The sequence below is a fragment of the Legionella nigrisilvae genome (assembly GCF_977063395.2).
Window position 1 is genome coordinate 441,526 of sequence record NZ_CDRUGZ020000041.1, and the last position, 23,282, is coordinate 464,807.

Here is a 23,282-nt window from a genome sequence, read left to right on the forward strand (position 1 = left end):
ACCTTGAGAAGCAATCGGAACGGTTAAAGATGAACTGCTTTGTAAGCGACTTTGCATATAAACAAGGAAAAATAAAATGATTAATCGTTCAAAATTATTTCTTTTCTCTGCGCTCTTTGGGTTAAAAAACTATTCGTTTCCTGTTAAGCTTCGCTTGGTTTTTTGAATTTAACATAGGTGGAAATAATGAAAATTATAAATAAATCAGTATTTATAATACTGGGTTCTTTATCTATGACAACCATGGCATCAACAAGCAGTGCTAGTTTATATGAAAAAATATACAGGCTGGCAGAGCAAATTTATTATACTGAGCATTCATTAAGTCCAGAACAACGCCAAATGACGGAAGAGCTATCCAATCAAATTGAAGCCGTCATAAGTATACCCAATGATGTTACCTGCGGAACAAAGAGTGATGTTTTTCAAGAAGCGTACAAATGGTCGTATAGTTCTGATGGCTTAAATGAAACATCCTCTGGAGCAGAAAAATTTGCCACTTTCATAATAAGTAAATCCTGCCCAGCCGCCTACTTTAAGGTTTTTAAACCCGCCTATAAATTTGCTTACGCAAGCGATGGCATGAATAAAACCCGCTCGGATGCGAAAAACGTTGCCACTAAAATAAGTGATTACGAAGCTACAAAGTATTACACTAAAAACTCATTGCAATGTTATATCGACAATTATAAGTTTGCCTATTCCAGTGGCGGTATGAATAAAACTCGCTCGGAATCTGAGATTTTTGCTAACCAACAATGTTTGGGATAATTACTGGATAATAATTTAAGCGGCTATCAAAGATAGCCGTTTTGTTACATTCTGATTGTCCTAACGCTGGTAATTTGAATTTAAAGATCAAAATATGGCGCACATTGATCTCAAAAATCACCCTATGTATGCTTGATGATCGTATTTTAATTGAGATCAATTAATGAAAACTAAAATTTTACTCGCTATTTCCTTAATTACCGGCATTTATTCTGCCCACGCTAATAATTGTGGCACTTTGAATGTTTCTGTTTTTAATAAAAGCGGTCACACCTGTACTTTGCGAGCAATGAATTTAATAAACGGTCAGATTATAATAGGTCAAGCGCCAGGAATAATTGCAAATGGAGAAAAAGCTCCCTCTTTCACACTTCAACAAACTTACAGCGCGGGTCCTAACATTCGCCTTGAATACGAATGTGATAATAAAACAATAAGTATCGTTTCACGACAAGATTTATGTGCTATGAATGCAGGTGCTATTTCTGGTAGCTACTCGAGTTCAAACAACGTTCATGCTGATTTCCTTACCACTATAGGCAGTTGGTGGAGCTCTCTTCCTGGTGAAATCCACTGGACTATTGGCTAATTAAGCAATTGCGAAGAGGTGTATTTTAATCCACCTCTTTTAACAAACAGTACTGAACCGCTTAGAAATTTCCATAAAAAAAACTCCTTAGCGCTCTACCCCCTAGAAGTTATAAAATTCATGATGATAGCTACCGATTCATCGATTAAGTATTTTGACGTATCAATCACAATTTGCTTGCTATCCCAGGGTTCATAATTTCGATCCAGAACGGCTTGCCATGTAGGAAGTTTGTGTCCTTTTATATCCGCAATGCGTCCTTCTACTCGACTTTGATGAACTTGTTCATCGGAACAAATTAATTCGATCTGGATAAGATCTGAGTCCGTTTGTTTTGCTACTTGTTGCCAAGCTTGGCGTGTTATCGCGATAGGATTAACCGAGTCCGCCACAACATTTAATCCTAAGGTCAAATTTTCACGAGCAACGGCATAACTGATTAAATATCCCTCTGAGCCCACTATCAACTTACCTGAATAGTCATCCAGATTAATTAACGCCTGCTCAATAGTATCTACTCGTAAGTAAACTGCCTTTAAGCGCTGGGCAATAATTTTAGAAATTGTCGTTTTGCCCGTGCCAGGTAACCCACCAAAAACGATTAACATCATAAAATTGTCTCGTTGAATTTTTTTCTCATTTTCCTTTTTTCTTAAAAAACTGCAACTTTATCATCACAAAATTTGCATTGAGTTTTGTTGATCGAAATACCCAAACCTACTTTTTGATTCAATTATTTGAAATTGGTTACCAAAGCAGTATAATTGCCACTTTTTTATCCAGCATGGTGGTTACAATGACAATATTAGCGGTTTGTGGACCTATAGGTAGTGATTTTAAGACGTTCAGCCAACAATGTTATTCTTTATTAAATAAAGATAAGACCCTATTGATTGATAGTTCAGAGTTTAAATCCAGCAATTCATTATTAGCTGCCATCGAAAATGTCCAAGGCGATATCATTATTTTTGGGGCTGATATTTTTTTAGATGAACAATTACGTTCAAAATTGGACATCAAAGTGTTTCTTGAGCTGGATGCAGATCTGTGTCTAAGTAACTATTTGAAATCAATCGGTGCAAACATAAAAAATGTTGAAGAGCACATAGAATTTTATTCTACTCATATTAAACCTCTAAATGAAAAAGTTAGATTATCCGCCAAATATGCCGCTCTGCGCCGCCCACAAGAAAGTTCAAATCATACATTAATTGATTTGCTTATTAATAAAGATGATAAAACATTAAAAAAATCAGTTTTACCTGCTGTAACCAGAGATATGTTCTGGAAAACTGAATCGCAAGAGCAACAAATAGATAAGCCTATGAGCACTACCCACTCTAACCTTTCATATATGTAATCAATGTATAAACCTGAGGAATCGTCACTTTTTTAAGTAAGTGGCATTCCCGCGCAGGCGGAACCCCATTAAAACAAATAGGGTAAAGAATTAAATATTGATAGATTCCCGCCTGCGCGGGAATGACATTATAAATCTTGGGAATTTATAGCCAACCTACCTTTATTGGGCGAAATTGCATTTACATTATAAATTTAACAATACACCCTGTTTCGGTTTAATCAGTTCTACACCAATATCATTTTCTTGAAACAGCTCCTCTAAAATCTGCCTTCCTACATCGTCCTTAGAGTTTGAACCATCTCCAAATCGAGGTTTGATGTGAGTTACAACAACTGGAAGTCCTCGTAATGAATTTTTTAAATTTAGAGGATCAACGATCGACGCCAATTGTCGCAATTCAGACATGAATAAGTTTGGTTTTAAATGACCGAATAATTTGTTATTGGGTTGGGAATTTAAAAATGAGCATTCGAGCATGATGCCATGAAGCTGCCTATTTCTTATAAGTGGTGCAATCTCGTGCCAAATATTCTCCATGTTGGTCGATTGCTCCGTGCTATCAGCTCCCGTGTCGCCAAAATATAAAAGATATTGATTATTGTAACGGATTAAAAAAGCACTTGATGGCATCCCACTATGACTCAAAGGAAACGCTTTTACCTGCAGATCCGTTTTAGGAATATCAATCCACTGGAGTAAGGGCAGATTTTGATAGTGTTGATAATTCAAATGCGGAATGTCTCCTTTATCCCCAAAATTACCCCACACCGACCAATTAAAAATATTTTTCTGCAATGCCAGCATGGTTTCTTCGCGAGACATAATTGTTTGCCCCTCTCGCAATTCGGGTTGTGCCATCACCAGCCCCATAAGATGATCAAGATGGGCATGAGAAATGAGATACACAGGAATATGTTTTTGCAGCAAATCTTCAATATTTTTATGGCGGACTGATTGTCTTTCAATTGCAACTTCTAGTCCATGCACCAACGTCCCCCCGTCAAGAGCCACATAATCCTCACTCTCGATCGTCTTTAATAAGTAAGCAGATAAATTTCCATCTTTCAAACCACCATAAACCCCCAGAGGAACAAGTTCAAAAGCAGGTGCACAAAATGCACTCTGAGAAAAAAACAAAATAAACATTGAAATTAATAACTGTCGCATATGGATTTCCTTAAATGATGCGGTAGTTTTGTAAATAATATAGAGGTTAATGAAGGAAACAACTTAAATCGATTAATACAACAAATTTATCCTACTGTGGGAAACATTTATACTCACGCAAAGATTGAGGGATAGATTCCCGCCTGCGTGTGAATGACATATAAACCGTGGGAATTGCCTGATTAACCGCGGGAATTTACTCAATATAACTATTTGTTCGTCCACTCAGCAAATGGTTATCTACTTCTTGGGTGTAAGAATTTTAAGTGGTATCCTGTCCACGCATCCCCCCTGTTTTAGATCAAATTTAGTATGTGTACCGTTGCGGCGGTTAAACGGTAACCAGGAGGGATTTCTTTTCTGCAGGACGAGAATCAAAAAGGAACTAACAACATGCTGAAAACGAGTCAAGTGAGTGAAAACTTGCGTCAATCGGGTATTCGTGCCGCAAGCACAGAATGTGAAAAAATTGGCGGTATAAATTTAGGGCAAGGTATTTGTGATTTACCAACCCCAGCGGTAATTAAACAGGCAGCTATCCGTGCGATTGAACAAGAAAAAAATGTGTACTCTGCTTGTGAAGGGGTGTTCCATTTACGGCAGGCTATTGCCGATAAAATTCAAACATTTAATAAAATTCCAGTTCATGCCGAAACAGAAGTTCTGGTGACCCACGGCTCTACTGGCGCATTTATTTGTGCGGTGATGTCTTTGTTTAATCCTGGTGATGAAGTTATTTTGTTTGAACCTTTTTATGGCTACCACAAAAATATTCTGGAGCTATACCAAGTGAATGTTAGAGCAGTACCGATTAATTTACATGACTTTAGCATTCAAATGGAGGATCTTGAACAAGCGATTACCCCTAAAACTCGTGCGATTATCATTTGCACACCGTGTAACCCCTGTGGCAAGGTGTTTTCTGAGCAGGAATTATTAGCGATTGGCAAAATTGCAGAACACTATAATTTAGCGGTTATCACCGATGAAATTTATGAATATATTACTTACCCAGGTCACAAACATATATCCTTTGCTCGTTTAAAAAATTTTAAAGAGCGCACCATCACGATTTCAGGATGTTCAAAAACTTATAATATGACAGGATGGCGGTTAGGTTATGCGAGTGGTCCCGCGCATGTAATTGCCAAAATGGCTTTAATTCAAGATTTAGTATATGTGTGTCCTGCAACCCCATTACAACATGCAGCGGTCGATGCGTTTAAATTACAAGACAATTATTATCAAGAGATGTGTCAAACTTATTTGGAAAAACGAGATCATACTGTACGTGAGTTACGTGACATTGGTTTTGAAGTAACTGTTCCCCAGGGCGCTTATTATATTATGGCTGATTTTTCACGCATGGGCTTTAAAAATGATGCCGATATGACCCGCATGCTACTGGAACAGGCCAAAGTTGCCGTGGTTCCGGGACGTTCTTTTTATTTAAATCCAGATAAAGGGAAAAATGTAGTGCGTCTTTGTTATGCCTTAAGTAAAGAAAAAGTGGCACAAGGGTTGAAACAGATAAAGGATGGGTTAGTGCTATGTCCTTCCTAAAACATAAGTACCACACATAGCATTTTTTCATAGAAGATGTATGAAATCCCTGTTCTTTAAATTCAAAAGTTCTGAAGTAGTGTATATAATGGCCGCAAACTAATAAAAACAAGAACAGGGACTTATCATGAAGCGTTATTATTTTAATAATTCAAAAAATTATATTGACAGCAACGAACAACTTTCGACTGAGCAAATCGAACAATTAAAGGAAATCATGTCTTTTTTTCCTTATCACAATAAGGATAATTGGGCAGAATTATTCAGGTCATTTCAGCCAGAAAAATATCCTTCTAAATTAGTAAATATGGCTGCTAACGCTTTTGATCACCATGGCTATACCATGTTAGGTTTGGCTTGTGAGTACGGTAAAGATGTTGAAATGGTCCAAAGACTGATTGATATGGGTGCTAATCCCGATATTCCTGATCACAACATGAAAAAACTACCCTTGCACCGCGCAATCAATAATCAATTGTCCAGTTCTAATCGTGATTCATTAGAGGCGGTTGCGGTGGTCCAATGCCTTCTTGAAAATGGGGCTAATACTCAAAATAAATCCTTTCAAAATTGTACCCCTCTTTTTTTTGCTCAATCCCAACAATTTAATGCTGCAGCAAAACTCATGAAGGACCATCTTTTCAGTTCTAGAGGTTATGGAGTGGTGCAAAAACTATTACTTTCAGGAAATACCTATGGTTTAAAACAAAAGTTGAGTCACTCTAACGATTTAGCATCCTTCATTACCACATTGAAAGGCTGGTCCCCTGTATTTGCTGCCATCCACCATAGTTATGCGCACCAAAATACACTGAGTAATCTCACACTATTAAAAAAACATCATGTTGACTTTAATAGTACTTACTACCTTAAAACCTATTCAGGTATACCTATATATTGTTCGATGAATCCAATTGCTTATTTACTATTACGCGGCGGTGACTCAAGGCTAATTGGCGCATTAATTAAGCACGGTGCTGATCCTGAGCATCCCTCCATAGCTGTAGTTAAAAAAATTATTGAGTCCAACCCTACTCATAAAGCATTTAACTATGTAGTTAAAAATGATAATAATCCATTTGATGTTAACTCAAGGGCCATGCTCGATCTATTTGAATCAAAATTTACTAAAGGGAATCAAGAGAGAAAAATTATTGCAAATTCCTCCTATTCACCGGGATTATTTGAAGTAAAAGTCAATGCACCAAGTGAAGATGGAAGCATGACGGATGAAGAGTTGGCGAATAGTATATTCGGTAAGGGATCACTTACTGCAAAAAGATATAATTAATATCGATAAACGACAGATACTGGGCTGCAAAGCCCAGCTTTTGATGAATATACATTTGGAAATTAGTGACTCATTGGGTGAATCAAAGGTTTTTAGCTGTCAAGACTTAGGGTAAATAGTTTATATATAATTTGTCATCCTGCATCCACTTCTATAAATTAAATCGGAGGTTACTCTTTGTTATTCGGTTCTAAATTTTTTAAAAAAGCTCCTCTCGAAGTATCGGCTTACCTATATTCTCATATAAACACTCCACAGGATTTTTTAGCCGCATGGCTCGCGAATAACGGTTCCAAGCGACGAACCAAAAGACAGCAAAGAGCGATCGAACTTGCTTTATTCGACAAAGAAGGGATTGAATTTTATCCTGCTAAAATCAAGTTATTAAGAACACTAATCTCTGAAGATACATTAACCGAAAGTGATCCAGAACATTTAGCCTATTTAGGTAGGAAACTGACAACTCAATTGAATGATCCTAATTTAAGCCTCCAGCAACTGATGCAGGGTATAAAGCTAACCGCCGAGATGAATAAAGTATCACTTCCTTCATTAGATATCCCAAGTACATTATCTTCACCCAAGTTCTTTCACCTATTTTTTTTAAGGAACGTTTTAATTGAATCAGTGAGCAAAGAGGATCTGGAAGCCTTGATGGATGAGTTAAAAAGCAAACTAACGCCCTCAGATCCCGAGATGAATTGCCGCTCCATTGCATTTTTATCGAGCTTGGCTCACAAAGCGGATAAAAAAGATCTTATGCTTTTAGTTGATCCTGTAAAGAGCATACTTGACTATAACGAGAGTTGGCTTAGTGGTGGGCTAAACGAAGTGCTAGCCATACTTGTAACCAAATTGGATAAACAAACATTAGCTCCTCTTGTAAACTCAGTGAAACAGCACCTTGATGAAAAGAAAGGACCGTTTATAGCCGCATTACGGTATCTAGCAACATTAGCACCTAAAATAGAACCAGAAATGGTGGAACCTCTGGTTAATTCGATTAAAGAGATTATGAATGGTGCGAAAGCTGGCAACCCTTTAAGGAGAGAAAATTCTCAATATGTTTGTACTGAGGCACTAAATTGTTTCGCTAAGCTAGCGCCTGAAATGGACAAGAATGCACTGGAATCTCTTATCGAACCTTTGAAAAATCAACTTGAGGCTCCTTCATTGAGTCTTTCCATAGCGGCTGCAGAATGTTTGTCAGCATTTTCTTCCCTGATCACCACGGAAATACGTCTCACGCTGTTAGAGTCTATTCAAAAAAAACTAAACGATGATAAATGGAATATAAGATGTATTACCTTAGGGTATTTACCCAAACTTGCTCCTGCAATGGATAAAAAAATGCAAGAAGATGTGGTCAATTTAGTGGAAGAAACACTGAATGAAGATAATCCAAAAGTGAGAGCGAGTGCCTTAGACTGTTTGGCAAAACTGATTTACTCTTCGAGTAATGAGATAGACGAACACTTAATTAATTCAATAAAAAATAAACTCAATGACCATGAAGCCTTTGTTCGTTCTGCCGCCATACAATGTATTAAAGCGCTTGCACCCCGAATGAAAGCAGAAATGCTGCAGCCCATTACCCAGTCAATAAAAAGCATGAGTAATGATCCCGATCATAATGTTCGAATTTTAACATTATATTATTTAGTAGCATTATGCCCGAAGAAGGGGAAAGAAATTCCAGAAGATTTTATTGAGGTAATAAAAACCAAACTGGATGACACAAATGGACATGTCCGCGAAGTAGCATTCGAATGTTTGGCAAAGCTTGCCGCAAGTATGCACAAAGAAACTCTGGAAAAACTATTCGATCTGGCGCAAAAAAAACTCAATGACACTAAGCTTATCAATTCTAAGACTCTGTTAAAATTTTTACTAGCAGCCGCCCCCCGAATTGACGCAAAAAAACTGGAAAACCTTGTCAAACCCATACTAAGCAAACTCAATGACCCCGATCCCAATTTACGTCATGCAGCACGGCACTGTTTAATAGCTTTTGCTGTCCGAATAGACCAAGATCCCCTGAAACAGCTTATTGGTGACTTACAAAATAAACTCGATAGTCAAGATACAATAACACGTAACCAAGGATTAGATTGTTTAGCAGCACTTAGCTCTTTTATGGATAAAAACACCCAGGAATCCCTAATAATTCCAGTGAAAAGTACACTGGTTTTTGAATGCGCCACAACGCGCATTGCAGCAATGGGTTGTCTTCTCAAATTCATCTCAGCTATAGACAAAGAAATGATAGGCCAACTTATTGATCCAATAAAAAACTTACTTAAAAACGAAAACCCTGATATTCGCATCATGGCTTGCCGTTTACTTTGTTATATTCTGATTAACAACCACCTTATTTTCAAAATGGATACCCCACCAACCAGCACCTTAGAAGAATTACTCGTTCAGACTGTGGCTGACTGGGTTACACGAATTCATGCAGTGACAAACCAACTAGAACCTATTGTGGATAATCCAACCTCAGTCATTCCTTCATTTTTCTTTTAAATCCTTGCTAGGGGTTAAGCAGCACAAACCGGTTGATTTAACGTTGTCTCTTGCTTATAGAAAGGATTCGCATGCTCTTGCTGCTGGCCTTGGACAAAACGGATCAGGCTTTCAACATCAGAGTAGTTAAAATTAAAGGAACCGAGAAAGACATTGTCTCTACCGCTGATTGTTCTTAATTGTTGGTATTGCGTTTCGGTCAGTGAAACTTTATAGCACGATAATATATTGTTTGAACCTAGCCGTCCTGACTCCATACGAGCAAGTGCCTCGGGCGAGGAATAAAATTTGCGGGTTATATTAGTTTCTTTCGCTAAATTCCAGATATATATTTTCTGGTAATCACTGGATTTTATTTGTTCGACGATCGGAATGAAAAAGCAACGTAGTTTTTCATCTTCAAGGTTTTTTTTAGGTGCTGGATTAAAAAACATATTATCTCCCTTTAAATAGCAATTCAGCGCAGCATAAACGAACGAATCCTCAAACTTCCATATAATTTTATTTAATCTTCGAATAATTATGCTTTAAGTCGAAAATATCCTTAAATTAGATAAGGTTAGAAGTTTTTTTCATGTTCTGTCCCCGCGATGAACCTCTTCAACTTAATATAAACTTAATTTTTATATCATAAAATAAGCATAATGATCAATTTTTACGAGAAACAATGATATGAAAACAGAGCAAACTGCACTTGCCCATATTGCAAAGGAATGGAGCATTTTAAAAGGGATGATCAATAGCAGTCAAGAAAAGAGGTTTTTTAAAACTGGCAGTAGCTTAACAGCAATTGATGACTTTTTTAATAGGATAGCACTGGATCGTCAGCCAATGAATATCAGCGAATTGGCTGAGGCGTTGCAGGTTTTAGAACATTTAACTATCGTTACTGCAGACCTTAAAAAAGTTTCTTTTGCTAACTGGTTGGACCGTAATCGCTACCGGACTTCTCAAGACATTGGTATTGAAAAGAGGGATGATAGAAGTGTCGCAGAGAAAAAAGATGTTCAATTTCCAATACCGGAAAATTCTTCTCTCTTTCGTCTGCTTGTCAAAACACATGATACCTTAATTAGTCATTATGAATTGGCCTATTTTCATGCCCAAGGGGAAATTCCTTGCAGCGAATTCACCTATAGCCAAAGTGATCTTAAAGAGTCACAAGCTATTTATGATATAGAAACAACGACCCAGGACGAAGTAACGAGCGATAATTCTACAGTGATTAAAGATCTTGTACGAAGAGGAGTAACAATATATGGCGCTGCAATTATTCCGAGGAATATCGATGATCATAAAGATGCTATTCTGATGGAAGCTATAGAAAATTTTGCAGGTGATAAAATTAGTGTCCCCCATTCACGAGCAAATAAACTTTATAATTTCGGTGGTCAATTTTTACATGGCAGCCTCTTGCGGGAATTTACTAATACAACCAAGTTGGTTGAAGGTGACATTCAAGGCATAGAACGTGGTCGAACGACTGGCCACATCAATTGGTCAAAAGATGGTAATGGTAAAATTTATGCGACGATTAATTTGAAAATCCTCACGTGCTCTTATGCAAATCCTGCTGACGAGTATAGTCCTCAACAAATTTTTGCAATGGGTAGTGATGGTATTTCTTTGATAGAGCTAAATGACAATGAGCTCGAAAAATCTATGGAACAATGTGCTAAAGAAGTTAGAGGTGAAACACAGGACAATATAGTCCCTATTGCCAATATAAAAGCAAAAATCGAGATGGTAAAAAATGAGTCCGGCACAGGTTATATGCTTAAGGTGAGCGAATTTACTCTAAAATATAATACTCCTGACTTAGTTTCTACAAAGGCAGATGAACCTTTAGAACACATCCTTTACCGCAAAAATTAATCGTCTTGTTCATCCTTTGTGACAGTACTAAATTCAGGTAAAAAAAGGTGTTGTTCTTGCTTACCTTATTGTTCAGGATGTACATTCGAATCTAATGCAGAATCGTCATTATTTTCTTTTTTTTGCTCATCCTTGCGGCTATTTTTTTCCTTATCTACTCCTTCTGCTCTCTGGAGTCTGTTTTTGAAATCATTTTGGTGTTTAAAGCGTTGTATCTCAGTTTTTTCTTCATCCGTGTACCATTTCCTGACAAATAGTAGACGAACCACCCTTATAAACAAATTCTTCACATTTTTCGGTTGGACTGCGAAATCGGGAGTAACTTCGCGAGCAAACTCCTTAAATGCTCTTTCATAAGCTTTGAGCATAGCATCTCTCTTCTCTACATCTGAGGCTGTATTCATTTGATTGGGAATTTTTTTTATTTCAGATAATTTCTGTGAAAATTCAAGTACACGCGTAATTGATTTCTCAATAGCAGCAATATCAGATTCATTTTGCGGAGTAGCAAGCTGGGCCGTAAGCTCCACATGAGCATTATTTAAAAGCGAGCTTATATTGTCCATTCTTTTTTTTACTTCTTCTAAAGAATCTTCCTCGGCGAAATACTCCTCGATAGAGGAGATATCGGGTATGCCCATTTCTTCCCTAGCAATAATGTTCTCTCGAAGATCAAGAAGTTTTTTTCGCAATTCGATTGCCCCCATCTTATCATCTAGGGCACTGGTTTTGACAGAACCTTCGAGGCCATATTGTTCTTCAAATTCTTTAAGTTCTCTATCTCTTATTAGTATCTCGTAGTCAGCTAATCCCAAGTTTTGATCTTCTTTAGTAAGTGCGATAACAATAGGAATTCTGTTGTTAGGATCCAGTTCACGAATTTCTTGCACCGCTTTTTTAGCAACCTCAAATGAATGCGAATTTTGTCTATCGATGCAAATCACACAAATTTGTGATTGTTCAATATAATGTTTTGTTATGTATGGAGCGATAGTATCGTATGAGCCTGCGAAATCCAGTAATCTAAGTTGAGATCCATCATCAATAGATATACTGTACGTATCAATTGACGATGTGTGTATGTTCCCCGGTGAATTTTCGCCTCGCAACGCATTACAAAGTTTTGTTTTACCCGAATTTGTGGTCCCACAGACCATTATTTGAAAGGAAGGGTTTTTACCGTGTTGAACTTTTGCTTTTGCCATGGATAAAACTCCCCGTCCTATTCATTATTATTTAGTATAGTAGAGACCTATCAGCAACATGGGCTTATACGAGAAAATATAAGTAAGCCTAGGCTTATTTCGAAACTCAATACTCTCCTATCCCTGAAACCCATTTCCATGCATCCTCATCTTCTAAGATTTGTCCGGGCTGACAGTCAAAAGGTGGAATCAAAAAGACAAATTCAAGAACCCCTATCTACTTATCTCTTTCCATTTTGGAAAAAAATGGTTTTAAAATGAATACATTCTCCTGTGACACTAGACTGGCTAAAATATGCTCTATCGATGTATTTTTTATATCGTCTTTGCTTAAATTATACAAATTGGAGAATGTAATGTCTTTTGAAAAATTACCCGTCGAATTGCAAAAAATGATTCTATCTAATCTTGATGCACCCGAGCTAATAAAAACAGCTAAGGTTTCCACATCCCTACACAAACAAAGTTCAGAACTTTTAAATGAGCTCCATGCAGGTTATCCAAGAGAACGAACTTTAAGCACGACATCCGATTACTATGCTGTTGGAGCAAAAGTAGAGATTTCAGAACCTTCAAATCTATGGGATAAAGGTTATCCATATAGGAAAGAGCGAAAGGCCATTCCTGAAAATGAAATCAAAAATGCCATACCCAAACAAGGCACAATGAAATTGTTCCGCACGCAAAAAGAAGCACAAAGCTATGCCCTAGAAACCGCAGAAGAAAACCACTCTACGATTGAACGGATGGCAGCTGTTTTTCATGTGAAATTGAAAGAATCCATAGTGAGTACTATTACCAAAAATGAGATTACTCCCGCTTTATATACCCTCTTCAGACAAGGACCCAAAATCAAAGCAACTGAATATGTACCAGTGGATGTGAGTAATCTTAAGTTTCTTTCCGGTCAAGTTTCTGACTATCCTGGTATAGCATTAGCAGGTCAAGAAAATAAAGAGGATCCATGTGCATGTGTACTCATGTAAAATTCACCTGCATTGATATTATTGATATTAAGGAAAAGTTAGAAAATAAGTTTTACCGAAGATTTTTTCTTTGGTAAAACTTTTTCATAATCAACTTCTCATATTCTTCTGCTTTGGAAACATTCTAACTTGAAACTTTGCTTCACTAGCTGGCTTTATCTCTACTGCCTTTACTGAAAACAGGCTTAATCAAAAAGATCAATCGTTTTTAAACAACTATACTCTTAATCTCGAGAAATTCATGGATGCCAAAATCAGCGTATTCCCGGCCATTACCAGACTGCTTATAGCCCCCAAATGATGAGAAGGCGTCCCAGTCCGGATAGTTTATTGATACTGTACCGACCCGTAATTCTCTGGCTACAGCCCGGGCATGATCTATATTTTCTGACTGGATATAGGCAGCAAGTCCATAGATGGTGTCATTGGCAATACGGATCGCATCCTCCTCATCCGTATAAGAAATGATCGACAAGACTGGTCCAAATATTTCCTCGCGAGCAATTTTCATTTCGGGTGTTACGTGTCCAAATACAGTGGGACGGATATAATAACCCTGATTCAGAGGTTCTGGACGACCTAAACCACCAGTGACAAGGGTAGCACCCTCCTCCAGTCCTGATTGAATCAGAGCCTGGATTTTATCGTATTGCAGTTGACTGACCACTGGACCTAGATCAGATTCAGGGTCTTTAGGATCACCGGTTCTAAAAGCTTCAGCTGCTACTTTTGCGATATTCAATGCTTCTTCGTGCCTCTCTTTGGGTACTAGCATACGAGTTGGTGCATCGCAGGATTGTCCGCTATTTCCGAAGCAATTTTGCACTCCCTTAGTGACGGCAGTTACAAAATCAGCGTCTGGCAAAATAATGTTAGCCGATTTACCGCCAAGTTCTTGAGTCACACGCTTGACTGTATCCGCTGCAACTTTGGCAACGATGATACCGGCGCGGGTTGAACCGGTGAAGGAGACCATATCCACATCAGGATGGGATGCCATCTCTTGACCAACCTCCTGCCCAGTTCCATTAATCAGGTTAAAAACCCCTTTAGGCACGCCGGCAGCATCCATAATCTCCGCAAAAATGATGCCGCTTATGGGTGCAATTTCGGATGGTTTTAGAATTACAGTACAGCCAGCAGCAAGGGCTGGGGCAACTTTACAAACTATTTGATTGAGCGGCCAATTCCATGGCGTAATTAATGCACAAACACCTATGGGTTCCTTAACAATGGTGGTTCTACCACGGTTTTCACTAAAGGTATAATTCTTAAATGCAGTAATAGTGGCTTCCAGATGGACACGACCCACTAAGGCTTGTGCATCGCGAGCAAATGCAATGGGTGCCCCCATTTCGTCGGAAACCGCCTGTGCTATATCCTCAAAGCGTTCGTTGTAGAGTTCAAGAATGTTCATTAGAAGTGCCATACGAGAATTGTGCGACGTTTTGGAGAACGTTTCGAATGCGGTCTTAGCTGCAATAACTGCCTTATCTACATCCGCCTTAGAGCCTATAGCAATCTGAGTGTAAGCCTTTTCAGTGGCGGGATTAATGACGTCAAGAGTAGCTGGAACAACAGGGGGAACCCATTGACCATTGATGTAGAACTTTAAGTGATTGCTCATAATAGGCTTCCTTTCTGCAAACAAATTTCATGAAGAGAGTAGACTAATAAAATCCTTTAGTGGTTTCAAATCAATTCAATCAGATTTTAAATTTTGTTTTTAAAAACGCTCAGAGCAAGGACCTATACCGAGAAAACGTGGTGATTTTGAAATTACCTTGCATTAAATCAGACTTTTCTCAGTAGTAAAACCTAACTCACTTCTGTAGGTAATTTAATTATAAAATGACATCCTCTGCCGATATCACTTACAAGAGAAATGTTTCCCTTATGAGCAGTAACAATTTGTTGAACAAGCCATAAGCCCAGCCCCATGCCATTTTGAGTTTTATTTGAAAGCAATTGCATATAAGGCTTAAATACTAGCTCTTGATACGATCTAGCGATACCTTTACCTTGATCCTTAATTTCTAAAATTATCCCTTTAAAATCTGGCCTCAAATTTATCGAAATGGGTTGTTCAGGAGCATATTTAATTGCATTATCAATGAGATTTGTTAAAACTTGCTCAATACGAGTAGGATCCAAAAAAACAGTTAGAGAAGAAGGAACATTAGTTTTTATCTCACATTTTGCACTACGACATTTTCCTGCAAATTTCTCAACCACCCTTTGAATCATATTCGATAAATCGAAATACTGAAGCTCTAAAGGTATATTTTTTTCGTTTAACACCAAGGTAAAATCTAAAAGCTTATTAATAAGAATCTCTAAACATAGACTCTGATCTTTAATCTTTCTTATGAGATTCATGAATTCCTCAACATGCTCCATAACATATTTTTTATCCATTGAAAGAATTCCATCTACATAGAGGCTTAAAGCAGTAATAGGGGTTTTAAGTTCATGAGAAGCAATTGAAAGAAAATGCTCGCGGCTCTTTAAAGCATTTTCCAACTCCATAGTTCTTAATTTAACTTGATTTTCTAATTCATTATTTTGCTTCTGTAATTCCTCTTTTAGCACTTTTAATGAAGCATTCTCCACCATTTCCCATTGTCCATCTTGAAGAATCAAAGCGAATTGGTGACTTTTTATTACATCAAAAATTACTTTTGAATCACTTTCACAAGTACGATAACAACATAGGGCTATGATTTTGTGATTATACAAGGTAGCACACACTTTATTTTCGAAGCATAAAAAATCATTTTTTGCTTGTGGGGTGGAAAAATTAGTAGGTCCTCCGGCAACGCGTAAACCAGTATATCCTTGTTTTAGTGCATTTTTTTCTAATGCCAGTATATTAGCGAGAAGTGGTTCGGCTGTTTCAGCACAAGCATTCCTAAAACAAACTTCTCTTTCAAACAAAAGCATTTGCCCTTTATCTATTTTTGTCTTTATGTCAGGGATATCCTGAATCAATCGGTTATAAACAATATTCGTATCTTCGGAATTTATCCAGACGCAAAGTTCATTGTTATTAAGACCCTTTTGAAAGTATGGAATGAGCACTTCCATCAAATCTTGAGGTGTTGTATAAAAATTACAAAAATGCGTCCCCCATTTTAGCAGACCAATCGCAGGTATGCCTGAATCTGTAACTATTTTAGACTTTAGAAAAGTCGGAGTACAAACAGCTTCTTCTGTTGCATTTTGATTCATATTATTCACTTAATTCTGATGATTATTTATATATTTTTTTAAGTATGTTAATAGAATTTGAGTATTTAGTGGTTTTTTTATTAAAACTTCATTTTCCTGCATTACTAACGCATCAGTTTTTGTACTTGCTGACATTATTATAGTGGGGATATTTTTTAAAATAACTGATTTTGCTTGTTCTTCACGAAAGGCAAACCCATCCATTCCAGGCATCATTAAATCTAAAATAATTACAGAGGGCGAGATATTATATTTTAATTCTTCTAGGGCATGCTCACCATTACTAACCATAGCGATACTGTATCCTAATAAATTAATAAACCAAGAAAGAGCGTCTTTTATCCCTAAATCATCTTCAATAAGAAATACATCAACTTTTTGGAGGGAATTATTTTTTTTGAGGAGGTCCATCAAACCCTCTAATCATTATAAGCCTTAAAAAATTTTCTTGGAAATGTTTGGATTCACCAATAATATTAAATTTAAAAAATGTTTTAAACAAGAGAGCTCATAAAAATCTGAAATTTCACTTAATATAAGAACTCCTATAAAATTCCTCTACTCTTTGATACTAATTCTTCTTTAATTTACCTATTCTGTGTTTAATTCGGACCAATTGGTTTTGATTTATTTTCAGTAAAAATTTCGACCCGATCTCGTCCATTTTCTTTGGCATGATATAGGGCGATATCAGCTTTACGCGCAATCTCTTCTAAAGAAGTACCTTCTGTAGGCGCTTCGACTAAACCAATTGAAATGGTTATAGGCGGTAAGTTGATATGTTTAAATGTAATTGAGGTCTTTTTTACTTGTTCGCGGAAAAAATTCATTCGTTCACTGGCCTTACTCACAGAATTATCTATTAAAATGACTAAAAATTCCTCTCCACCGAAACGAAAAATTACATCATAACCTCGAAAATTTTCCATTAATGATACGGCAAGTTTTTTTAAGACCTCGTCGCCTGCGGCATGACCGTATCGGTCATTAAAGTTTTTAAAGAAGTCTATATCAATCATTCCCACTGAAAAAATACTTTTGTTCCTAATGGCCCTCTCTATCTCTGTAGGAAACCGCTCTTCTAAATATCGACGATTGAATAAACCAGTTAGCGGATCATGGATGGATTGATCGCGTAATGAATCACGTAAATTTATATTTGCGAAAGACAAAGCAATGACTTCTGATAACGTAATGACTAATTGTTGATGATAATAATTCGATACGGCAGTATTTTTTTCCGAATTGAGATTTAATATACCAATAAATTTACCTACAGCAATTAAGGGAATACATAAAGATTTGCTAATCTCATTAGAGATATAATGACGGCAATCAAGGTGGGTGCGGAATTTATCTACAATATAGATTGTTCCACTCCTTATGGCCCAACATTCATCAGAATGAAAAGATAGCTTTAATGTTTTTTTATCGCCCCACTCCGTAACGGTTTTCAACTCACCAGAGGTAGGATCTGCAATCACAATCCCCCCTCTCCAACCTGTAAATAATTCATCGACAGTTTCATTGATTAAAGAATAAGCTTCGGATATATTTTGACACATCTGTAATTTTTCATTGATTTTATTAATAAGCATCATTGCATGTTCACGTTCTTTTAACTCTTCATTGTTACGTTTTATAAGATTATTGCTCCGTGTTAGTTCATGAATGGATTGATTAAGTTGGGCTTGGGTGGTGTTGATAACTTGAAGCATTTTATTGCAATCCTTGCCCATCTCATAAATTTCATCCCTACCTGACATCTCAATAGTTTTTGAAAAATCTTGTTTGGAAGTAATTATGCTTAATTGATCTTTGAACGAGTTGATTCTTCTTAGGATAGAAAATTTTAATAAGAAAAAAACAAGCCCCATAATTATCAGGCCAATAAGAGCAACTATGAATATATACAAATGAATGGTGCTAAGCCCTTCTAAGAAAGTTTTACGAGGAAAGGTGGTTCTCAAAATGGCGATTGGTTTACTGTTAATGTCGTTCAATAAAGAATAATAATAAAGAATTTTATCATCATGCGGAACGATGTAGTAATCATCTACAGTCTTTAATTTGTTGAAAATTTCTTGCAGTTCTGTGTTCTCAGCTATATCTTCTAAATAATATAACCTAAGCTGGACTTGTAATGTTTTTGCTAAACGCTCTAAATCTTTTTTTTCAAAAAAATAAGCTAAAATAACATTCCCGTTTGGTTTTTGGGTAGTCCCACTATCACTTACGGCATATGAAGTCAAAAGTAACAAACCTTCTGGGATGCGAATAAAGCCAGTCACGGTATCTTGAGGGCTTTGATGTTGGAGAATTATTCTATTTTTATAAATATAATCTATTAAATTTTTTGAAACTGGGACAAATTGTTTCTGCTTTTTGTCTAAAGCGTTTCCTTCAAAATAACGGCCTTTATTATCGAAAAATAAGATAAAATCACTGTGCGTATCCAAAAAAGATACTTTGTTCATTAAATTAATTTTTTTAAATGATGTATTTTTTCCTGCTAAAAATTCATATGCATCATCCCAATGTGCCCAATCGATCGTGATCAGCGCCAGGCTTTCTTCTATACGTTTTAATGCTTCTTTTGTGCGTAATACCTCTTGTTGAATATCTTTTTTCTCCATAGCTTCATAATCATTCAGCACAATTTCATAAGACAACCAGGTGATTGAACCTATAATAATCAAAATAGTTGAAAATGCGATTAAAAACATTTTCGTACTTAGATTCATTATAAGACCTCGATCCTGGATATAACCTGAATTAATACTCTAACTTTAAATATAACGAATGAATAGGATAAACTTGTGTTAATGCTTTGTTTAAAGGCCGTCAGGATGGGTGCAAATATGCTTATATTCCCCACTTTACTGAGAAAATTTTCTTTAATTGTGTAGCAGTTCTTCAAATTCCGTTTAATTGTTAAATCCTTTTTAAGGAATGCGTTTTAATATTATAGAATATTTCGGCTCTCTGGAGAATGAGGGGAAAGATAGAGTTAAATTTTTCTCTAAAATTGTTGCCGCATAGAATGTAATTCTCCTAAGCAAATAAGCCTTTGGGGGATGATCTCGCTACCAATTAATCCCTATAAAAGGAGTGTTTCCAGAAATCAATTTTTGAATCAGTTTAGTTTATTTCGGCTTTCTTAAAACCAAAATGGATTATAATTATACAATTCATGGTAAAAGAGTAATAATTTGAAAGCTCGCGCAGAAAACAATACAGGGTATCTTTATGTGATTAAAGCGGGTTCTGAACCTTCTTCAAGCATTTTTGGTGCCTTAGTGATTCATTTACAAAAAGCTGGATTTTTAAATAATTCTGAAAAATCGATTGTTTTCAAACACAATGCAATTTATTTTCGCCATAATTTAAATGAAATTAGTGCTTTTATTTCTGAATTTTTACCGCTTATATTAGATTTTAAAAAGGCAGATGGACCCATTGCATTAGATGAAGAAACTGTTTTTGAAAAAAAATTTATCCATGAAAAAGCGGGTATCGTTTTTGAGCGATGCGAAGAACCCGTAACAGTTAAGCTAAGAAATAAAATTCGCAAAGCAAAGCATGATCTACAAAATTTGGATTTTGACAGTTTGTCTGATAATAAAATTACTGAAATTAGCGGTAACTCGGCTTCCTCTGCAAAAGAACATTTACTAAAAAAAATTTCGGAACATCAAGGTGTCTGCATTGGCGAGACCCATTCTGAGGTTTCACATAAAAAATTTTTAGTTACTTCTATGCCTAGCCTTGTAGCCTCTGGAATCAAACAATTATTTGTTGAGTTAGGATTTTACGATACTCAAACGGCTTTATATGAAAAATTTTTCCAAACAGGCTTATTACCCAAAGCATTATTAGTCGAATTAATTAATCAGGATCTCAGCAATCGCATTATTGCAGGAAAAAATTCCGATGATTTTTTATATAGCTATAGAACTAACCCATACTCCAGTTTAGGTATTATTGTCATGGCGCAAATGCTTGGTATACACGTTATCCCTATCGATAGCACTGAGGCTTATGATGGCATTACTGGCTATGCCAAAAAAAATGAAACTAAATTTTCAAAAAAACGTGCCTTGTCAATGAATCCTACCGCCGCTGAAATTATTTCCCAAAGTCGCGAAAAATATATCGCAGTTGTGGGAGCCAATCATAATGTTAGCATGAAAGAATTGAGAGCTCCTGGCGTTTCGGCGCTGCTTTCAATTCCCAACCTGGATTTAAGGGACATAACGGTGATGGATATTAAAGAGGATCCCTTTATTCGAGCCAGTTTAATTTATAACCTTCATCGAGTTTTAATGGGTAAACCAATCAAACCTTTTGAACCCATCTCAGCAGCGCCACAAAATTATCTAGATTGTTTTAAACTAATCTATTTAACCGAACTAAAACGAGAGATAAAACAATTCTCGACTGAACCTAGGCTAGCCTGGTATCAAAAAAAATTAGAGAAGTTAGATTTTCTAAAAAAAAATGATGATGTTTATCATTTATTTGAGGATATTATGCTCAAATTGGAAGATGAGGTGAATGAATATAAAGAAGCTCCCGCTCAAGCTGCACCGAAAATTTTTCCTTTTTTATTAGAAAAATATTTAGAAGGTGAAGACTTGCGCGGTTCTTCGATAAGAGAAACCAAATTTCCTGAATCCATTCCACCTTTATTAAACGCACCTGACTATAACAAAACGCATGAAGCGTTTTATTCGTCTCAAGGAGCGGATAATCATGAAGCGATCGAACGCATTAAGCATATTTATGATGATTATGTATCAAAATTTACTGCTGTTCAGCTATCAATGAAGGATAAAAAACAAAAATTTTTAGAAATTGGAGAATTAAAGGTTGAATTTATCGAGCTTATTAAATTTTTTACCAACAACTGGAATCAGGATGATAAAACTCAATTATTTAATTCCATGCAAAAATGGGAAAATCAAAAGCCATTTTTAATTTATCCTCTTGAAAATAGGTTTTATAATTTATTTACCTCAACTAACACCTGGAATGAGGTAAAAGAAATTTTGAAAGGCGAATCGGGACTTCGCTCTTATTTTTACAAATAACCAATAGCTAGGTTTGATGGTTCATTATACATTCAAAATCATTGAGTAGCTTTCGTCGTTAATTATAGCGAATTGCAGTTCCCTGTTCCCCTATCACTTTTCGATTTTAACCCGTATCAATATTTCAAAAACTCATTAAAATTTCTTCAAAACCTCCGAGATTTCAAATGAGCATAGTATGAGGAGCAAAATAATCCTCGCATGATTATTCAACTATCCAAAATCTAATAAGCTACTATGTCCGCTTACATGCTTATCAGCATGTAAGTGAACTTGAAATTTCAGCCTCAACTTCCATCATTGATTTTGATTTGTTTACAGAAAAACTTCCTAAGAAAGTTAAAGGTAAAAGACGTGGTTTATTAAGCGCTAAGTAAAGCTCGGACTCGGGATTTTGAACTATTTTTCCTAGGTCCTCTTCTCTATTTTTAAGATTTAATACGGCATCAACTATACCCTGAAGTTTTGTACCACTGTTAATCCAGTAGGGGTTCGAACTCTTTTTTCCTTCTTGCAAGCGAGCCATAACCTCCATGATTTTTAATCCCATATTTCCCTGCTTACTTAAGAAAAGTATTGCTTCATTATAGGAAATATCCTCAGGAGGAAGATTAGTTATTTGTGGGACAAAAATAAGTTTTCCTGTTTCTAACCGACTTGCGAATTGTTGTTTAAGCATTTCGTATAGATTATTTAAATGCCCATCAATGAAGGGGAAATGTGCTATCAATTCGTTGAATAGATAAGGTGATGTACTAAATTTAGGGAATGGAGTTTTAGATGCAGAATTGAAGAGTTCATTCAGTGTATTTATTGTCTCAGGTGTAACTGCTTCTTTCCCACCTTTGTTTATTCGGTCAATAATCTCTTCAAAGGAAGATAAAAGCCCTAAGTGGGTGAATAATGCAGTAACATTATTGGCTGCATCACGAGCAGACACTTGGTGATTACCGACCTTGATCATAATCGATGGAGATATATCCACCGGTTCATCTGGATTAGCACCCAAATAAGGTCCTACGTTATGAACCATTTCAGTAAATAATGGCATCATTTTTGAAAGGTAAGGATCCTCTTGTAACAACGCAGATAGGATATACTTATAAGATTTAATTTGCTCTGATAATGTTTCTAGGGTCACTGTTTTGGAATGATCATTAAACTCTTTTAATAGTTGTTTTTTTTGTCCTTTACTTAAGTCTTCATCTTCAAAAAAGTTTAAAAATGTTGTTATGTTAGCTTCAGTAGCTGTTGCAGGTAAAATGAAATGAAAATGTTCATTCTTCTCTTCCTTTGATTCTTTGCCAAAAAGAAATGATAAGTGTTTGTTATGAGTATAATGAGCAAAATCGTGCATTAATCCTTCGCCAATCGATAAAACTGAGTATTGGCTTAATAGCTTTTTATATTTTTTTTGAAAATTTTCTAATTCAGCTTCAGGTACATAAACGCTAATAAAAGGGCCGCTAATTTTGATTTTCTTAATAAGTGAATTTTCAGGAAATCGTTTTAAAAACATAATTATGTCGTCATGATGAGTTTTGCCCAACTTTACCTCAATTTGACCTTGATTGCAACACATTGGATTTTCTTGAAATCAATGACCCTGTATATTACTTCGA

At 36.2% G+C, this 23,282-nt stretch carries 18 protein-coding genes; 9 read left to right on the top strand and 9 right to left on the bottom strand.

Features of this window, described 5'->3' with window-relative positions:
* Nucleotides 1–186 precede the first annotated feature (186 nt).
* Both ACWTE2_RS27905 and ACWTE2_RS27910 read left to right on the top strand, forming a co-directional pair.
* The gene (locus ACWTE2_RS27905; protein ID WP_454785344.1) at nt 187–771 is read left to right on the top strand and encodes a hypothetical protein; all 585 of its coding nucleotides are present in this window, start codon (nt 187–189) and stop codon (nt 769–771) included.
* Between the two features lie 163 nt (nt 772–934).
* Nucleotides 935–1,360 carry a hypothetical protein gene (locus ACWTE2_RS27910; protein ID WP_454785345.1) on the top strand — a complete coding sequence of 142 codons (426 nt, stop codon included), beginning with the start codon at nt 935–937 and terminating at the stop codon, nt 1,358–1,360.
* Between the two features lie 95 nt (nt 1,361–1,455).
* On the opposite strand, the gene ACWTE2_RS27915 is transcribed toward ACWTE2_RS27910, so the two are convergent.
* Nucleotides 1,456–1,971, bottom strand: coding sequence for a P-loop nucleotide/nucleoside kinase family protein (locus ACWTE2_RS27915; protein ID WP_454785346.1), 516 nt, complete (start codon nt 1,969–1,971; stop codon nt 1,456–1,458).
* A 185-nt stretch (nt 1,972–2,156) separates the two neighbouring features.
* On the opposite strand from ACWTE2_RS27915, the gene ACWTE2_RS27920 reads away from it, so the two are divergent.
* Nucleotides 2,157–2,720: a nucleoside/nucleotide kinase family protein gene (locus ACWTE2_RS27920; protein ID WP_454785347.1), complete on the top strand. Its 564-nt coding sequence runs from the start codon at nt 2,157–2,159 to the stop codon at nt 2,718–2,720.
* A 186-nt stretch (nt 2,721–2,906) separates the two neighbouring features.
* On the opposite strand, the gene ACWTE2_RS27925 is transcribed toward ACWTE2_RS27920, so the two are convergent.
* Complete coding sequence (locus tag ACWTE2_RS27925; protein ID WP_454785348.1) at nt 2,907–3,890, bottom strand: MBL fold metallo-hydrolase; 984 nt, start codon at nt 3,888–3,890, stop codon at nt 2,907–2,909.
* A 393-nt stretch (nt 3,891–4,283) separates the two neighbouring features.
* Here ACWTE2_RS27925 and ACWTE2_RS27930 point away from each other — a divergent pair, with 393 nt between their 5' ends.
* From ACWTE2_RS27930 to ACWTE2_RS27940, 3 genes are all read left to right on the top strand, one after another.
* On the top strand, nt 4,284–5,453 hold the full coding sequence (locus ACWTE2_RS27930) for a pyridoxal phosphate-dependent aminotransferase (protein ID WP_454785349.1): 1,170 nt from the start codon (nt 4,284–4,286) through the stop codon (nt 5,451–5,453).
* Nucleotides 5,454–5,580: 127 nt separating this feature from the next.
* On the top strand, nt 5,581–6,744 hold the full coding sequence (locus ACWTE2_RS27935; RefSeq protein ID WP_454785350.1) for an ankyrin repeat domain-containing protein: 1,164 nt from the start codon (nt 5,581–5,583) through the stop codon (nt 6,742–6,744).
* A 177-nt stretch (nt 6,745–6,921) separates the two neighbouring features.
* Nucleotides 6,922–9,270, top strand: a complete 2,349-nt coding sequence (locus ACWTE2_RS27940; RefSeq protein ID WP_454785351.1) for a hypothetical protein — start codon at nt 6,922–6,924, stop codon at nt 9,268–9,270.
* A 14-nt stretch (nt 9,271–9,284) separates the two neighbouring features.
* On the opposite strand, the gene ACWTE2_RS27945 is transcribed toward ACWTE2_RS27940, so the two are convergent.
* Nucleotides 9,285–9,704 (bottom strand): hypothetical protein, encoded by a 420-nt coding sequence (locus tag ACWTE2_RS27945; RefSeq protein WP_454785352.1) that lies wholly within the window; start codon nt 9,702–9,704, stop codon nt 9,285–9,287.
* 238 nt (nt 9,705–9,942) lie between these two features.
* On the opposite strand from ACWTE2_RS27945, the gene ACWTE2_RS27950 reads away from it, so the two are divergent.
* The gene (locus ACWTE2_RS27950) at nt 9,943–11,145 is read left to right on the top strand and encodes a hypothetical protein (RefSeq protein ID WP_454785353.1); all 1,203 of its coding nucleotides are present in this window, start codon (nt 9,943–9,945) and stop codon (nt 11,143–11,145) included.
* 65 nt (nt 11,146–11,210) lie between these two features.
* Here the strand turns inward: ACWTE2_RS27950 and ACWTE2_RS27955 are convergent, their stop codons facing one another.
* Complete coding sequence (locus ACWTE2_RS27955) at nt 11,211–12,350, bottom strand: GTPase domain-containing protein (protein WP_454785354.1); 1,140 nt, start codon at nt 12,348–12,350, stop codon at nt 11,211–11,213.
* A gap of 356 nt (nt 12,351–12,706) precedes the next feature.
* Between ACWTE2_RS27955 and ACWTE2_RS27960 the strand changes: the two genes are divergently transcribed.
* Entirely contained in the window at nt 12,707–13,336 is a 630-nt protein-coding gene (locus ACWTE2_RS27960; protein WP_454785355.1) for an F-box protein, read from the top strand.
* Nucleotides 13,337–13,544: 208 nt separating this feature from the next.
* Here ACWTE2_RS27960 and ACWTE2_RS27965 read toward each other — a convergent pair whose 3' ends face one another.
* The 4 genes from ACWTE2_RS27965 to ACWTE2_RS27980 form a co-directional block, all read right to left on the bottom strand.
* Nucleotides 13,545–14,963 (bottom strand): aldehyde dehydrogenase family protein, encoded by a 1,419-nt coding sequence (locus ACWTE2_RS27965; RefSeq protein ID WP_454785356.1) that lies wholly within the window; start codon nt 14,961–14,963, stop codon nt 13,545–13,547.
* Between the two features lie 191 nt (nt 14,964–15,154).
* Complete coding sequence (locus tag ACWTE2_RS27970; protein ID WP_454785357.1) at nt 15,155–16,567, bottom strand: MEDS domain-containing protein; 1,413 nt, start codon at nt 16,565–16,567, stop codon at nt 15,155–15,157.
* Nucleotides 16,568–16,576: 9 nt separating this feature from the next.
* Nucleotides 16,577–16,978 carry a response regulator gene (locus ACWTE2_RS27975; protein ID WP_454785358.1) on the bottom strand — a complete coding sequence of 134 codons (402 nt, stop codon included), beginning with the start codon at nt 16,976–16,978 and terminating at the stop codon, nt 16,577–16,579.
* Nucleotides 16,979–17,169: 191 nt separating this feature from the next.
* Complete coding sequence (locus ACWTE2_RS27980) at nt 17,170–19,311, bottom strand: diguanylate cyclase (protein ID WP_454785359.1); 2,142 nt, start codon at nt 19,309–19,311, stop codon at nt 17,170–17,172.
* A gap of 468 nt (nt 19,312–19,779) precedes the next feature.
* On the opposite strand from ACWTE2_RS27980, the gene ACWTE2_RS27985 reads away from it, so the two are divergent.
* Nucleotides 19,780–21,660 carry a membrane-targeted effector domain-containing toxin gene (locus tag ACWTE2_RS27985; RefSeq protein ID WP_454785360.1) on the top strand — a complete coding sequence of 627 codons (1,881 nt, stop codon included), beginning with the start codon at nt 19,780–19,782 and terminating at the stop codon, nt 21,658–21,660.
* A gap of 256 nt (nt 21,661–21,916) precedes the next feature.
* Here the strand turns inward: ACWTE2_RS27985 and ACWTE2_RS27990 are convergent, their stop codons facing one another.
* Nucleotides 21,917–23,179 (bottom strand): hypothetical protein, encoded by a 1,263-nt coding sequence (locus ACWTE2_RS27990; RefSeq protein WP_454785361.1) that lies wholly within the window; start codon nt 23,177–23,179, stop codon nt 21,917–21,919.
* Between the last annotated feature and the right edge of the window lie 103 nt (nt 23,180–23,282).